Annotated in this window: 11 protein-coding genes; 2 read left to right on the forward strand and 9 right to left on the reverse strand. The window is 59.5% G+C overall.

All coding sequences use genetic code 11. The annotated features are described in order from the left end of the window. Window positions 1-148 precede the first annotated feature (148 nt). From aspS to AC2FND_RS03620, 4 genes are all read right to left on the reverse strand, one after another. The gene (aspS, locus tag AC2FND_RS03605) at window positions 149-1924 is read right to left on the reverse strand and encodes an aspartate--tRNA ligase (protein WP_496767967.1); all 1776 of its coding nucleotides are present in this window, start codon (window positions 1922-1924) and stop codon (window positions 149-151) included. A 79-nt stretch (window positions 1925-2003) separates the two neighbouring features. Continuing rightward, on the reverse strand, window positions 2004-2675 hold the full coding sequence (locus AC2FND_RS03610) for a CPBP family intramembrane glutamic endopeptidase (protein WP_496767969.1): 672 nt from the start codon (window positions 2673-2675) through the stop codon (window positions 2004-2006). After that, on the reverse strand, window positions 2672-3319 hold the full coding sequence (locus AC2FND_RS03615) for an aminotransferase class IV family protein (RefSeq protein WP_496767971.1): 648 nt from the start codon (window positions 3317-3319) through the stop codon (window positions 2672-2674). Before AC2FND_RS03615 ends, AC2FND_RS03610 begins: the two co-directional genes overlap by 4 nt. Then, on the reverse strand, window positions 3274-4401 hold the full coding sequence (locus AC2FND_RS03620) for an aminodeoxychorismate synthase component I (protein ID WP_496767973.1): 1128 nt from the start codon (window positions 4399-4401) through the stop codon (window positions 3274-3276). The genes AC2FND_RS03615 and AC2FND_RS03620 overlap by 46 nt, the downstream gene beginning before the upstream one ends. Window positions 4402-4579: 178 nt before the next feature. Here AC2FND_RS03620 and carB point away from each other — a divergent pair, with 178 nt between their 5' ends. After that, window positions 4580-7933, forward strand: a complete 3354-nt coding sequence (gene carB, locus AC2FND_RS03625) for a carbamoyl-phosphate synthase large subunit (protein WP_480487596.1) — start codon at window positions 4580-4582, stop codon at window positions 7931-7933. Window positions 7934-7998: 65 nt separating this feature from the next. Here the strand turns inward: carB and AC2FND_RS03630 are convergent, their stop codons facing one another. The 3 genes from AC2FND_RS03630 to AC2FND_RS03640 are packed head-to-tail and all read right to left on the reverse strand — an operon-like array spanning window position 7999 to window position 12559. Then, complete coding sequence (locus AC2FND_RS03630; RefSeq protein ID WP_496767975.1) at window positions 7999-11046, reverse strand: efflux RND transporter permease subunit; 3048 nt, start codon at window positions 11044-11046, stop codon at window positions 7999-8001. Between the two features lie 11 nt (window positions 11047-11057). Further along, window positions 11058-12095 (reverse strand): efflux RND transporter periplasmic adaptor subunit, encoded by a 1038-nt coding sequence (locus AC2FND_RS03635; protein WP_209504756.1) that lies wholly within the window; start codon window positions 12093-12095, stop codon window positions 11058-11060. Next, entirely contained in the window at window positions 12092-12559 is a 468-nt protein-coding gene (locus AC2FND_RS03640) for a MarR family winged helix-turn-helix transcriptional regulator (protein ID WP_267364261.1), read from the reverse strand. The genes AC2FND_RS03635 and AC2FND_RS03640 overlap by 4 nt, the downstream gene beginning before the upstream one ends. 159 nt (window positions 12560-12718) lie before the next feature. On the opposite strand from AC2FND_RS03640, the gene AC2FND_RS03645 reads away from it, so the two are divergent. Next, window positions 12719-13843 carry a beta-ketoacyl-ACP synthase III gene (locus AC2FND_RS03645; RefSeq protein WP_480505938.1) on the forward strand — a complete coding sequence of 375 codons (1125 nt, stop codon included), beginning with the start codon at window positions 12719-12721 and terminating at the stop codon, window positions 13841-13843. Between the two features lie 26 nt (window positions 13844-13869). Here AC2FND_RS03645 and AC2FND_RS03650 read toward each other — a convergent pair whose 3' ends face one another. Then, a complete protein-coding gene (locus AC2FND_RS03650; protein ID WP_496767978.1) occupies window positions 13870-15672 on the reverse strand; it encodes a hypothetical protein in 1803 nt (600 codons plus the stop codon). Between the two features lie 159 nt (window positions 15673-15831). Next, on the reverse strand, window positions 15832-16293 hold the full coding sequence (locus AC2FND_RS03655; RefSeq protein ID WP_209504760.1) for a hypothetical protein: 462 nt from the start codon (window positions 16291-16293) through the stop codon (window positions 15832-15834). Window positions 16294-16346 lie beyond the last annotated feature (53 nt).

The raw sequence follows: 16346 nt of genomic DNA on the forward strand, positions 1-16346 counted from the left end.
TTCTGTGCATCTGGGCCTATCGCCAAACACGGCAGACTGCGCGCTCTATTCGGGTCAACCGGGGCGATCTGAACAACCCGCTGGACTGACCCGCGAGTATTCGCTGGCATCAAAATGAAACCGCCCGCTTGATGCGGGCGGCTCTCGTTCAGTCCTGCGGGATGAGGCGCAAACCCAGTTCCATCAGCTGATCTGATGTCGGGTCCGACGGCGCATGCATCATCAGGTCTTCGGCCCGCTGGTTCATCGGGAACATCATGACCTCGCGGATATTGGCCTCATCCGCCAGCAACATCACGATCCGGTCGATCCCAGCAGCGCATCCACCGTGTGGCGGCGCACCGTAGTGGAAGGCATTGAACAGGGCCCCAAAGCGGGATTTCACTTCGTCCTCGCCATAGCCCGCCAGTTCAAAGGCTTTCAACATGATCTCCGGCTTGTGGTTCCGGATCGCGCCCGAGACCAGCTCATATCCATTGCACGCCAGATCATACTGGTATCCACGTACGTCCAGCGGATTGCCCTGCAGCGCTTCCATGCCGCCCTGCGGCATCGAAAACGGGTTGTGCTCAAAGTCGATCGCGCCGGTTTCTTCGTCTTGCTCATAGATCGGGAAATCAACGATCCAGGCAAAGGCAAAGCGGTCTTTCTCGGTCAGACCAAGCTCATCCCCGATCACGTCGCGCGCCTTGCCTGCAACCTTTTCAAAGGCTTTCGGCTTGCCGCCCAGGAAAAACGCCGCATCGCCGACACCCAGACCCAATTGCTGACGGATAGCCTCGGTCCGCTCGGGGCCGATGTTCTTGGCCAGCGGGCCTGCGGCTTCCATCCCTTCGCCCTGATCGCGCCAGAAGATGTAGCCCATCCCTGGCAGACCCTCTTTCTGGGCAAATGCGTTCATGCGATCACAGAACTTGCGGCTGCCACCGGTTGGCGCGGGGATAGCGCGAATTTCGGTGCCTTCCTGTTCGAGCAGCTTTGCAAAAATCGCAAAACCAGACCCACGGAAGTGGTCAGAGACCACTTGCATTTTGATAGGGTTACGCAGGTCGGGCTTGTCCGTGCCGTACCACAGCGCCGAATCCTTGTAGGAAATCTGGGGCCACTCCTGATCGACCTTGCGGCCACCGCCAAACTCTTCGAACACGCCGGTCAGAACGGGCTGGATCGTGTCGAACACGTCCTGCTGCTCGACAAACGACATCTCGAGGTCAAGCTGGTAGAAATCGGTGGGTGAGCGGTCGGCGCGCGGGTCTTCGTCACGAAAGCAGGGCGCAATCTGGAAATACTTGTCGAAACCCGACACCATGATCAGCTGCTTGAACTGCTGCGGGGCTTGCGGCAACGCGTAGAACTTGCCCGGATGCAGACGCGACGGCACCAGAAAGTCGCGCGCGCCTTCGGGCGAGGATGCGGTGATGATCGGCGTCTGATACTCGCGGAACCCCTGATCCCACATACGCTTGCGCATGGAGGCCACCACGTCCGACCGCAAGGTCATGTTGCGCTGCATCGCCTCGCGTCGCAGGTCGAGGTAACGATAACGCAGGCGGGTTTCCTCGGGGTATTCCTGATCACCGAACACCATCAGCGGCAGTTCCTCGGCGGCCCCCAGAACTTCCAGTTCGCGCACGTAAACCTCAATCTCGCCGGTGGGCAGTTTCGGGTTCACCAGTTCGGCGGCACGCGCCTTGACGGTTCCGTCGATGCGGATGCACCATTCCGAGCGCACTTTCTCAAGCTCGGCAAAAGCCGCGCTGTCGCCGTCGCACAGAACTTGTGTCACACCGAAATGGTCGCGCAGGTCGATGAACAGGACGCCCCCGTGATCTCGGACCCGATGCACCCAACCGGACAGGCGAACGGTTTCACCGACATTAGCGGCGGTCAGTGCGGCGCAGGTGTGGCTGCGATAGGCGTGCATGGATCATATCCCTTCGGGCGCAGAATTCGTCGCGCCGATACACCCTGTCAGGCCCGGAAAGTCAAGGCGGGTCGCCCTGTCAAAACGGCCTTTGCACGTTGCCTGAGTAGAAATAGACACCCAGCCCGACCGCAAAGATGATATTGCCCGCAATCGCGTGCAGCAGCACCGCGTAGAAGAACGAACCGCGCTGCCTGTAGGCCCATGTAAACAGCAGCCCGCCCGCAAACGTCATGAGGGCGACAATCCAACTCCAATACATCAGATGCGCGAACGAGAAGATGGCAGCATTCAGCACATAAGCCGCGCGCCCTTCTGGCAGGATCGCGTGATAGCGACGGAAGAACAGTGGGCGGAACAGAAGTTCCTGTGGCAGGGCAGACAAAACAGGATAACCGATCCAGATAAACGCCAGCATCTCAGGGCGGTGTACTAGCAGAAAAAACGCGGCGTCGGGGCGTGTCACCTGAATCAGCCCAACGCAAAACACGGACATGAAAGCGGTAAACAGCACAACTTCGCGAAGCGACCAGTTGGCCCAATCATAGCGCAACTCGGCCCATTGAAAGCCCGGTGTCCAATGCAGCAGCATGATCCCCAGCCCGGTCAGGGCAAACAGAGCCGGAAACATCCAGTTCGGTGGAAACAAAACCGCGATGATCAGCGGCAGGACAACATAGAACAGGCCGAACTCAACTCTTAACCGCGGCAATGCAACCGGCGGTCCGACCATCGCGCTGTCTTTGGTCACGTGTCTATCAGCTCCACCCGGATCAGCCCGCGCAATGAATTGCCCATGTAGGCAGTTTGTGCGTTTTTTAGATCGCTCAAGGTCAGCACGGCCTCAGACACCGTTCCTTTATCCAGTAATTCTTCGCGCAATATGCCAGGCAACAGACCGCTGGACAGCGCAGGTGTCAGAATACGACCGTCCTGTTTTTCGACGAAAAGGTTGCTGATGGTGCCCTCACACAGCTCATCAAGCTCATTCAGGAATAACACCTCGTCTATGCCATCCGTCAGCGCGGCGCGAGTATTGTCATAAAGGGCGCGGCGGCTTGTCTTGTGACGCAGCCAAAGATCATTGGAAGCCAGTCGCTGATCAGACAGGGCGATGCGCCAGACCGGAGGGTTGCTGGCCAGAACCCCGGTTGTCAATTCGAACGCACCCGATGCGTCCAGTGTCAGACGGCACCGCAAGGGGGTGTCGCCCAACGCGCTATCCAGCGCGGCGGTCGCTAAATCCGGGTTGAAGGGAAGGCCAAAGGCCGCAGCGGTTCGGGCCATGCGCGCAAGGTGACGGTCTTTTCGGACAAAGCCCTGACCTGGCCGAAACGCCAGTGTTTCGATCAGGCGGAAATCAGGCTCAGCTGGCGGGCGAAGCGGGCTTTCCATAGCGCCTCCTCATATTCTGCCGGGGCGGTGCTGTCCCAGACAAGGCCCCCGCCCACGTTCAGGGTGGCCTGATCGTCTTCCAGCATCAGCGTACGGATGGCCACGTTGAACTCGGACCGGCCATCAGGCGCGGCCCAGCCGATGGTGCCACAATAGATGTCACGCGGCCAGGGTTCCAGCCCGGCCAGAATTTCCATGGCGCGAATTTTGGGGGCGCCCGTGATTGAACCGCAAGGAAACAGAGCCGTTAGTATATCGCTGAGCCCGGCGCATTTGAGCAGCTGGGCACGGACAAGCGAAACCATCTGATGCACGGTCGCATAGGTTTCGACCTTGAACAGTTCCGGGACATGAACTGAACCGGGCAGCGCAACACGGCTGATATCGTTGCGCAGTAGATCGACGATCATCAGGTTTTCCGCCCGGTTCTTTTCATCCGTGGTCAGAAACGCCCGACGCCGCACATCCTCATCCGGGTCCTCGCTGCGCGGCTGGGTACCCTTCATCGGTCGTGTTTCGATCTTTCCATCCGCGTCTGTGCGGAAGAACAACTCTGGCGAGCGGCTGAGCAAATCCGGCAACCCGACCTGCTGCACCAGCGCGCCATGCCCAACAGGCTGCCCCGCTGCCAGCGCCGCATAAAGGGCTTCACTGCTGCCCGAGACGGTCAGATCAATCGGAAAGGTCAGGTTCGCCTGATAGATATCGCCTGCACCGATGGCATCATGCACCACTTGAAAGGCTTCGCCATAGCGCGCCTCGTCCCAGCGCGGCTGAAACGCGCGCACCTCGCCTGCGGGCGTCGGTAAAGAAACCCGATCCGGCGCGCCGTAAACTCCAAAGCACAGCAAGGGCAGCCGACGCGATTCCGGCAAAAGTTTGATCAGCCGGGATTCAAGCACATATCCCAGTTCATAACTGGCATAGCCAGCCAGCCAGGCTCCGCCCGCGCGCGCCTCATCCAGCGCCGCCAGAGCCTGGGGCACGTCCTCCGCCGTATCCGCGCGGATAATCCGAGACGGGCGCTGAAACCGGGTTCCGCGACCGGCTGGTCCCTGATCAAAACGAATACGCAACTGCATCCTCTTTTGCCGTGAAGGGCGATATAGAGAATACTCTGGCAGGGGAAAGGGGGGAAAGCGGCAATTTCGCTTCTGTTTCCGATACCCCTTGAACCTTTCTGCGTGGTCCCTATAACGCACGACAATTTGGGCGCTTGGGCGGCGCCCGCGACTCGTGCAAAATCGAAGGGGCTAGGCCATGCCGAAGAGAACCGACATCAAGTCGATCATGATCATCGGGGCTGGTCCCATTGTTATCGGTCAGGCCTGCGAGTTCGATTATTCCGGCGCTCAGGCCTGCAAGGCCCTGCGCGAAGAAGGTTACCGGGTTATTCTGGTCAACTCGAACCCGGCGACGATCATGACAGACCCCGGACTTGCCGATGCCACCTATATCGAGCCGATCACGCCCGAGGTCGTCGCCAAGATCATCGAAAAGGAACGCCCGGACGCCCTGCTGCCCACAATGGGCGGGCAAACCGGTCTGAACACCTCGCTCGCGCTGGAAGAGATGGGAGTGTTGGACAAGTTCGGTGTCGAGATGATCGGCGCCAAACGCGACGCCATTGAGATGGCCGAAGACCGCAAATTGTTCCGCGAGGCGATGGACCGGCTAGGGCTGGAAAACCCCAAAGCTACCATCGTGACCGCCCCCAAGAAGGCCGACGGCTCTGCCGATCTGGACGCAGGTGTGCAGATCGCTCTGGACGAGTTGGAGGAAATCGGCCTGCCCGCCATCATCCGCCCCGCCTTTACGCTTGGCGGCACCGGTGGGGGTGTGGCCTACAACCGTGAGGATTATATCCATTTCTGCCGCTCGGGCATGGATGCCTCGCCCGTCAACCAGATCCTCGTCGATGAAAGCCTGCTGGGCTGGAAAGAATACGAGATGGAAGTGGTGCGCGACACTGCCGACAACGCCATCATCGTCTGTTCCATCGAAAACGTCGATCCAATGGGCGTGCACACGGGTGACTCGATCACGGTGGCCCCTGCCCTGACGCTGACCGACAAGGAATACCAGATCATGCGCAACGGCTCGATCGCCGTGCTGCGCGAGATCGGGGTGGAAACCGGTGGCTCGAACGTGCAATGGGCGATCAACCCCGATGATGGCCGCATGGTTGTGATCGAAATGAACCCGCGCGTGTCGCGTTCATCGGCGCTGGCCTCGAAAGCGACGGGTTTCCCGATTGCCAAAATTGCCGCGAAACTGGCCGTTGGTTACACGCTGGACGAGTTGGACAACGACATCACCAAGGTCACGCCTGCGTCGTTCGAACCTACCATCGACTATGTCGTCACCAAGATCCCGAAATTCGCGTTTGAGAAGTTCCCCGGCTCTGAACCCTATCTGACCACTGCAATGAAGTCGGTGGGTGAGGCGATGTCCATCGGCCGCACCATCCACGAATCCATGCAGAAGGCGCTGGCCTCGATGGAATCCGGCCTGACCGGGTTTGATGAGATCGAAATTCCGGGGCTGAGCATCGGCCTGTGGGATGAGGTCGAAAGCAGCGACGACAAAGCGCATGTCATCAAAGCGATCAGCAAGCAGACCCCTGACCGCCTGCGCACCATCGCCCAAGCCATGCGTCATGGCCTGAGCGACGACGAAATCTTTGGCGTCACCAAGTTTGACCCCTGGTTCCTGGCCCGCATTCGCGAGATCATCGAAGCCGAACGCACCGTGCGTAAGGATGGTCTGCCAGTGACCGAAGAAGGCATCCGCAAGCTCAAGATGCTGGGCTTCACCGATGCGCGTCTGGGCAACCTGTCAGGCCGCAGCGAAGATAACGTGCGCCGCGCCCGCCACAATCTGGGCGTCACCGCGGTCTTCAAACGCATTGATACCTGCGCCGCCGAGTTCGAAGCGCAGACACCCTATATGTACTCGACTTACGAAGCCCCGATGATGGGCGATGTCGAATGCGAGGCACGCCCAAGCGACCGCAAGAAGGTCGTTATTCTTGGTGGTGGTCCGAACCGGATCGGTCAGGGGATCGAGTTCGATTATTGCTGCTGCCACGCCTGCTATGCGCTGACCGAGGCCGGGTACGAGACCATCATGGTCAACTGCAACCCCGAGACGGTCTCGACCGACTATGACACCTCGGACCGTCTGTATTTTGAGCCGCTGACCTTTGAACACGTCATGGAAATCCTGACGAAAGAACAGGAAAACGGCACGCTGCACGGCGTGATCGTTCAGTTCGGTGGGCAAACTCCGTTGAAGCTGGCCAACGCGCTTGAGGCCGAAGGTATTCCGATTCTGGGTACCACACCGGACGCAATTGATCTGGCCGAAGACCGTGAACGGTTCCAGGCGCTGGTCAATGAACTAGGTCTGAAACAGCCCAGAAACGGTATTGCCTCGACCGATGAAAAGGCGCTGGAGATTGCCGAAGAGATCGGTTTCCCGCTGGTCATCCGCCCCTCTTACGTTCTGGGCGGTCGTGCGATGGAAATCGTGCGCGATATGGATCAGCTACGACGCTATATCAACGAGGCCGTTGTGGTCTCGGGCGACAGCCCCGTACTGCTGGACAGCTATCTGGCGGGCGCGGTCGAGCTGGACGTAGATGCACTGTGTGACGGCACCGACGTTCACGTGGCGGGCATCATGCAGCACATCGAAGAAGCGGGTGTTCACTCCGGCGATTCCGCCTGTTCGCTGCCGCCCTATTCGCTGTCGAAAGAGATCATCGGGCAGATCAAGGAACAGGCATTCAAGCTGGCCAAGGCGCTGAATGTTGTTGGCCTGATGAATGTGCAATTCGCGATCAAGGATGATGAGATCTATCTGATCGAAGTGAACCCGCGCGCCTCGCGCACCGTGCCGTTTGTTGCCAAGGCCACCGACAGTGCAATTGCGTCGATTGCGGCGCGCGTCATGGCGGGCGAGAAACTGGCCGATTTCCCGATGCGCCCGCCCTATCAGGAAGGCAAGGACACCAAGATCGCGGACCAGATGACGTTGGCCGATCCGGACATGCCGTGGTTCTCGGTGAAAGAAGCTGTCATGCCATTCGCCCGTTTCCCCGGCGTCGACACCATCCTTGGCCCGGAAATGCGCTCGACCGGCGAGGTGATGGGCTGGGACCGTGACTTCCCACGCGCGTTCCTCAAGGCGCAGATGGGCGCGGGCATGGTGCTGCCGTCCTCTGGCCGCGCGTTCATTTCGATCAAGGATGCCGACAAGGGCAAAGCCATGCTGGAAGCGGCGCAGGTTCTGGTTGATCAGGGCTTCACGCTTGTGGCCACGCGCGGCACCCAAAGCTGGCTGGACGAACAGGGTGTTGCCTGTGACGTGGTGAACAAGGTGTACGAAGGCCGCCCGGATGTGGTGGACATGCTGAAAGACGGTCAGGTGCAGCTGGTGATGAACACCACCGAAGGTGCGCAGGCGGTTGAGGACAGCAAGGCCATCCGCTCGATCGCGCTGTACGACAAGATCCCGTATTTCACCACCGCAGCTGGGGCCAATGCCGCAGCACTGGCGATCAAGGCACAAGCTGAGGGCGACGTTGAGGTGAAATCGCTACAGGGGTAAAGACCCCTGAACCAAACGGAAAAGCCCCAGAGGAAACTCTGGGGCTTTTCTTTATTTCCAATGCCTTACGCAGGCGTTTCCATCGTTTTCTTTCGTTCGTCACGGGCGAAGAACAGCAGATAGAACACCGGTGCCGCGACCATTGTCAGCACGGTGGCAAATGCCAGACCGCCCATGATCGTCACTGCCATCGAGACGAAGAACGCATCCGTCAGCAGCGGCGCCATGCCCAGAATGGTCGTGACAGCCGCCAGCATGACGGGCCGCAAACGCGACACGGATGCTTCGATGATTGACTCGCGCAGGGGCTTTCCTGTGGCGCGGACCAGATCGATTTCCTCAACCAGAACAATGCCGTTCTTGATCAGCATACCCGACAGGCTGAGCAGGCCCAGAAGTGCCGTAAAGGTGAAGGGCAACCCTGTTCCCAGCAGGCCGATTACCACGCCGTTCACGGACATCGGCACCAGCAGCCAGATGATGATCGGCTGGCGGATCGCGTTGAACAACAGGACCGAAATCAACACCATGATCAGCAGGCTCAATGGCAATTGTCTGCCCAGGCTTGCCTGCGCTTTGCGCGAGTTTTCGAACTCTCCACCCCATTCCATCTTGTAGCCGGGTGGCAGGTCGATGGCCTCGATGGCGTCGCGCACTTCGGCGTGGACCTGTGCCGCTGTCAGGTCGGGCGGGATATCGGCGCCGACGGTGATGGTCAGAACCCGATCACGGCGATGAACCAGTGTATTGAGCGTTTTGTACTCGAATCCATCCACCATTTGTTCAATTGGTACAAACTTTTCCGACTGGTCCGAGTACACGACCTGATCGACGATCGAGTAATCTCCGTCCGCGGGTCGGCGCAGGATGATCGGGATCAGGCGGTCGCGCTCGCGGAACACACCACCCGTGATGCCGTCGGTCGAGAATTGCAGCGTGGCCGCAATGTCTTCGCGTGTGACACCCGCGGTCTGCGCCCGTTCAGTGGCATAGATCGGTTGCAGCGCCAGTTCCTGTTCGCGCCAATCGTGGTGAACCAGCAGCGCGTTCGGGGATGCGGCTGCCATGCGCTGCACCGCCTCATCAGCAAGCTGGCGCAGCACGACCGGATCGCTGCCCGAGAAGCGGGCCTGAATCGGATCACCACCGCCGGGGCCAAAGACCAGACGCTTGGTGCCGAACTCACCTTCGGGGAACTGGACGGACCCAAACGCCTCAAGGTCCGCTTGCAGCGCCGGGATGTCGTCCAGGCTTGCTGTGCGGATGACCATGTGCCCATAGCTGGGATTCGGCTTTTCGGCTGAATAGGTCAGCATGAAACGGGTAGCCCCCTGGCCGACAAAGGTCGTGACCGAGACCACGTCGTCGCGTGCTGCCAGCCACTCTTCGAACACCGCCATGTCTTCGGCGGTTCGTGCAATCGGTGTGCCCTGCGGCAGTTTGTAGTGCACAAAGAACAAAGGCGTGTTGGAGTTGGGGAAGAACTGCTGTTTCATCAGCCCAAACCCGGCATAGCACACGACGGTTACGCCGACGAGACCAGCAACAACCAGCCAGCGGAAGCGCAGCGCAAAGCGCAGGATCGCACCATAGGTGCGGAACAGGAGGCCGCCGTAAGCGTCGATCTCGCCTGCTTTGCCCTGTTTGAAGAAGTAGTGCCCCAAAAGCGGCGTGACGGTGATCGCCAATACCCAGCTGAGCAACAGTGAAATACCAATCACGGCGAACAGAGAGAACAGGAATTCTCCGGTTGCGTCAGGGCTGAGGCCAATGCCCGCAAAGGCCATGATGCCAATCACGGTCGCACCCAGCAGCGGGATCTGGGTTTTTGACGCCACATCCTCGGCCGCATCTCGCGAGGACTGGCCGCGCAGCATGGATATCTGCATCCCTTCGGCCACGACGATGGCGTTGTCCACCAGCATCCCCATGGCGATGATCAGGGCACCCAATGAGATTCGTTCCATCTCGATTGAGAAGAGCGACATGAACAGAAGCGTGCCGACCACGGTCAGCAGCAGGGTCGAGCCGACGACAATGGCCGCGCGCCAGCCCATGAAGATGCCCAGCACGGCGACCACGATGGCCACCGACATGGCAAGGTTCACGAGAAAGTCGTTCGAGGCCTGCTCGACCACCACATGTTGCTGATAGATCGGCAGGATTTCGACACCGAAGGGAATGCTTGTGTTCAACTCCGCGAATTTGGCGTCAGCGCGTTTGCCGACTTCGACAATGTTTTCGGTGGCCAGACCCGCGATGCCCAAGGTGAAGGCCTCGGTCCCGTTGTAGCGGATAATGATGTCGGGGTCGTTCTGACGGGCACGATAGACATCGGACATGTCAAAGAGGTTGATCACCTGCCCTTGCGAACCGACAGACAGGCCCGCAATGGCCGACACACTGTCCGACCCTTCGGCCGTCAGAATGGTGGTGCGCTCGTTATCAGAGCGCAAGGACCCTGAGGAATTGACCGAATCCGCATTGGCGATGGCCTGGTTGATCGCTTGCAGCGGGACATTCTGGTTCACGGAAATCGCCAGATCGGGTTCGACAAAGATCGCCTCGTCCGGCAGGCCCTGAACCTCGACATCCGCAACGCCGTCAACAGTCAGCAGTTCCCGCCGCAAGAAGGTTGCCAGTTCGTGCTTTTCGGCGTCCGAGAACCCTTGGGCGGTCACCGCATAGAACAGGCCGAACACGTCGCCGAACCCGTCATTCACAAACGGCTGGCCGACGCCCGAAGGCAGGCCGCGCGCGGCGTCACGCACCTTGGCCCTGAGCCGGGTCCAGATGGCAGGCAGTTCTGTGCCGTCATATGTCGACTTGATCTCGACCTCGATCAGGGACCGTCCGGGTTGATTGACCGAGGTGATGACATCCACCTCGCCCATCTGCTGTATGGCGGATTCCAGCGGTTCCGATACTTCCAGCGCCACCTGCTCGGCGGTGGCACCGGGGTATTGCGTGGCGATGACCGCGTTTTTGATTGTAAAGGCCGGGTCTTCCAGACGGCCAAGCGATGTGAACCCCCAGATGCCCCCAATGAGGGCAATGAGGATGACCAGCCATGTGTAAAGCGGCCGGTCGATTGAGGCGCGGGCGATATTCATCTGTCAGCCCCTCAGTTCGCGAAACCGGCAAACCGGCGCACCGTCTGACCATCCGTCAGCACAGCGCCCCCGGCCACAACGACCTCATCCCCGTCAGACAGGCCCGTCAGCACCCGGACATCGCCGGTTTGCGTGGGCTCGATGGTCACCGGGACGCGGCGCACGGTGCCCTCATCCGCCCCGACCGGGGAAAACACCATGACGTTCAGCGCGCCGTTTGCGTCGGCGATCACAGCGGTTGCTGGCACGATGATGCCAATGCGGTTGTCCTGCACCTGAACGTTGACGGTAACAGAGGAACCGGGAAGGATCAGCAACCCCTCGGGCGGGGTCAGGCCGAACTGGATGCGGAAGGTTTGACCGACGCTGGAGGTTTCAGCGTCGAATTCCCGGATTTCCAGCGGGAAGACTTCGTCACTGGCAGGGAATTTGGCGGTGATCGTTCTTTGATCAGTCTGGCCAGAGCGTTGAAACAGGATCTCGGGCACGTCGACCACGATGCGAAGTTCGGACATGTCGTGGATGCGGACGATGGGCGTGCCCGCCGAGACGGTGGTAAACGCCTCGACCGAGCGGCTGGAGACCAGCGCGTCAAAGGGCGCGGTCAGCGTGGCGTGTTCCAGTTCATATTCCGCGTCGCGCAGGGCGATTGCGGCCAGTTGCGCCTCGGTCTCGGCATCGTCCACGGCCACCTGGCTGGCGGTTGTACCGCGCAGGCGCGACAGGCGCGCAACGGTGCGGTCGGCCTGCTCCTTTTGCAACCGCGCCCGATCAAGGCGCAGCTCGAACGGTTCCTGATCCAGACGGGCAATCAGGCCATCCTTGGGAATCACGAAGCCTTCGTTGATGGGCATCTCGACAATCTGGCCCGCAACCTGAAAGGCCAGATCAACGGTCTGGCGCGCGGCGACGCGGCCGAAAAACTGCCGCGTGAAACCGGGCGCGGTTTCGCGCACCTGCATGAGTTTCACTGGTTTCGGGGTCTCTTGAGCGGCAATCGGGGTTGCCAGAATGGCCAGTGCAAGGCCCAGAGAGGTCAGGAGTTTCATTTCTTCAATCCCTCGGGAATTCCCGTTTTCAATACGTTGTCGCGGATTTTGCGCGCCAGTCGCGCGAATTCGGCAGTTTCTTGTTCGTTGAGGCCCGAGGCCCGGTGAAACAGATCTCCGGCGGCGGCAACCAGCATGTTGCGGGCCTCTTCGCCCTGCTTTGTCAGCACCAGCAACCAGGCGCGGCGGTCTTCGGGGTCACGCCGCCGCATCAGATAGCCCGCTTTTTCAAGGGCATCAGCTGTGGCGGTGATCGTTGATGGTACGCTTAACATATCGGCGGCCAGAACGCCCATGCGCTTGGGCTGATCCAGCTTGATCAGCATGTGGCATTCCGGGTGGCTCAGGTCTGTTTCGATACAGTCGAAGGTCTCTTCCAGTTTCCAGTACAGGGCATAGACGCCCATGATCGCCTGAATCTCGGGGCTGAGGCGGCCCAGTCTGGCACTGATATCGTCGGGCATTGAGGGTCTCCGCGCGGGTTACGGGGCGATATACTTCAATTTCTGAACTATTCAAGATATGAAACTGCGCCCAGGAACGAATTCCCTTAGGTCAACATATCTTGATCAAATCACGCCATGACTGCATTTTGGGCGAATCCGAAACATTCAGGACCCGCCATGTATACCCCCGCCATCACCGGTACCGGTGTCTTCACCCCGGAAAACGTCATCACCAACGCCGAGCTTGTTGAAGCGTTCAACGCCTATGCCGACAAGCAGAACGCGAAGAATGCCGAGGCCATCGCAGCCGGGCAGATGGAGGCGATGCAGCATTCCTCGGAAGAGTTCATCGTCAAGGCGTCGGGCATTCAGAACCGGTACGTGATGGACAAGGCCGGGGTGCTGAACCCGGACGTGATGCACCCGACGCTGCGCCAGCGCAGCGATGACGAGCCCGGGATCATGACCGAGATGGCAGTGGATGCCTGCAGGAAGGCGCTGGCGCAGGCGGGGCGTTCGGCGGCGGATGTCGATCTGGTGATCTGCGCGGCCTCGAACCATGAACGCGCCTATCCGGCGATTGCAATCGAGATTCAGCAGGAACTGGGCATCGACGGGTTTGGCTTTGACATGAATGTCGCCTGTTCTTCGGCCACGTTCGGCATTCAGGCGGCGGCGGATATGGTGCGGTCCGGTTCGGTGCGCGCGGCGTTGGTGGTGAACCCTGAAATCTGCTCGGGCCATCTGGAATGGCGCGACCGGGATTGTCACTTTATCTTTGGCGATGTGGCAACGGCAACGTTGATCGAGCGGATCGAAGACGCCAAAGGCCCGCATTTCGAAATCCTGTCGACCCGCTGTGCCACCGCCTTTTCCAACAATATCCGCAACAATAACGGGTTCCTGCGCCGGTCGCGCCCCGATGGTGTGATTGACCGCCGCGACATGCAGTTCATGCAGAACGGCCGGAAGGTGTTCAAGGAAGTGTTGCCGATGGTCAGCAAGCATATCAGCGACCATATGGAGGCCGAAGGGGTCAGCAATACCGACCTCAAACGCCTGTGGCTGCATCAGGCCAACAAGACGATGAACGACTTCATCGGCAAGAAAGTTCTGGGCCGCGAACCCGAGGCGGGCGAGCAACCCAATATCCTTCAGGATTATGCGAACACCTCATCCGCAGGGTCGATCATTGCGTTTTCGAAATACTCTGACGATCTGCAAGAGGGTGATCTGGGGCTGATCTGTTCTTTTGGGGCCGGGTATTCGGTTGGATCGGTGATCGTGAAGCGTCACGCCTGATCAGCATTCCGCAAAGCGCGGACGGCCTAGAAATCGGCCGCCAACTGAAAAACCTGAAACGCGGCCCCTTCCCCACCATCAATCCGTTTGAGATAGGCGGGGGTTTCACCCTTTGCCAATTGGGATTGCAGCCCGCGCCCCTGAGACGCCCAGTCCCAGAATTCAGTACGGGGCGCAGCGGTGCAAAGCAGCACATAGCTTACACCCAGCGCAGCAAGACGCGGACCGGCCTGGGACGCATCCATACGCAAAACCGCAATCTGCGCCTGAATTCCGGCCCGGTTGCGGTGATAATTGCCCGCCAGAACCGAATGATCGGTATAGCGCAGCACCTCTGCCGCATAATCAAAATCGACCAGAACCATGCCGGTTGGCAGGTTTTTCAGGGCCGCGTAAGCCTCGGGCGCCTTACAGGCGGCGCCGTCGTTTTGCGAATCCTGCGCGACCTCGGCGGCGGGTGCCGCAAGGGAGGGGCGCGCAAATCGTCCCAGCTGTTTTTCCACGCTGATGCCGATCTTTGGCGAGACGCAGACAACAAAGCCTACCATAGCCAAGCCGGAAAGCGTGCGACCATGGGTTCTGTAACTGATGTAAAGGGCGCGCAGCATTTGAGCCTGAACAGCCACAAGGGACACGCCCAGAAACGTCATCATCCGGGACTGGTACAGAAACATGGAAAACCCGGTCACAATCAGCGCCAGAAACAGAAGATAGTCCATTTTGTCTTGTGACTGTCGGACAAAGAACAACGCTGCAACCGCTGTGATGACGGACATGGCGATCAGGGCCGCAGCCTCGCCCAAATGCAGTTCCAGCACAACGGTGATATTCTGCGCTTCGGCAACCTGGCTGAGCCAGAAGTCACGCATGTCCTGAGGCAGGTCCGCAATCGGGTTTTCAAGGCAGTAGGGCGCAAATGCGTAAGCGCAGCCAAGTGTTACAGCGCCTGTCGCAAGACACGCGCCGAAGCGCCCCCAATAGGACCAGCCCGACCCGACCCAGGCTGCTGCACACAGGCACAGCGCTGCGATCCCCGCCGGCAGGGCCACACTGATCGTCAGGGCATCGCAGCTTGGGAACAGAAAGCCCTGACGCCCTGTTGTTGCAACGCTGACCAGAAACAGGATCAGCGCCAGCCCGGTTCCAAACACCATGGTGCGGCGGCGGGCGGCTGCGCCGGTCACGATCCAGTCAATCGTAAGGAACACCGCGATAATCGCGACCTGCACGATTGATTCGGTTCCGATGGACACCGAAAGGGCCAGACAGACACCCAGCCACCCCGCAGCAGAGGGTTTGGCCTTGCGCAGGACAAAGAACATGAGGGCCGCTGCAAACAGCAGAATCTGAACATTGTGGTGGTCAAACGAGAAATAGTCGAACTTCCGATAATGTTCGAGCGTCAGCACACCGACGACCAATGCCGAAATCGCGCCATTGCGCCCGCCCAAAGCGCCGCCAGTGACGGCAAAGGTCCACAGGGTCAGCCCCGCCAGCAGCACTGGCCAGATAAACGCGGTCACTTGCAAGGCGCTGTCAGGTGGCACGACCGTCGCGGACAACGCGTAGATCCCGGCGATCGGCGCGTCGACAAGCCGGGACCAGTGCATCAGCGTGCCGTCACCGGGCCCCAGCCGATGCTGATAGGCGTCAAACCAGCCCTGCCCCGCCAGCAGGTCCTGTACCATGACCCAGCGCATCGCGTCATCAGGGCCTTCCTGATAAGCGCCAAACAGCACCGTGGCCAGAAAAAGCGCATAGACGAACAGGAACGACCGCCAAACCATGCGGTCTGCGAGAACGCTGTAATGTCCCTGCATTTTCTGCATGGTTTACTGCCCTTGACGATCTTGCCTGCGCTGCAGCTTATCGGAAAGACGTGACTGAATTGAGGCACAGGGTCCGGTTGGTGATCATGCCGCAAAGCGCACGACATCTGCTGCAATCCGGGCAGGCGGAATTTGGCCGGTTACGGACCGCAGTCAAGACTAGCTGACGCTTTCTTCTTCCAGGTGCAGTTTCATTTCAATCAGGACCTGCTGAAGCAAACTAGTTTCTTTCAGCAGCCTTTTGGCTTCGTTCACCGTGATGATGCCATCTTCGATTGCGGCCTGATATTCCGTCATCAGCATTGCAAATCGCTGGCTGAGCGCGATGACATCCGAATTCACACCGCCTGTGCGTGATTCCTCGGTGTTGCGTTCGCTGTAGGACAGGGTGATGTTTTTCAGATCCGCCAGCGCGGATGTCACATGCGGATAAGTTGCTGCGTTTTCAAGCCGGGCCACCGCATCCACGGGCATGAACCTGTCCGCGTGTTCTGCGTTGTCCGAGTAATACCGACCCAGAGTCGCCTTGGATTTTCCTGTAATTTCACAAGCAGCTTCTATTCCGACATCTTTGACCAGCGCTTCTGTGTGTTTCTTCAGATAGGCCCCGATATCTGCCATTGATTTACCTTTGTTACCTGCAAACGCCCACCCGATGTCCAAACCGGGGAAAG

The organism is Ruegeria sp. BHSB056, from assembly GCF_059613305.1.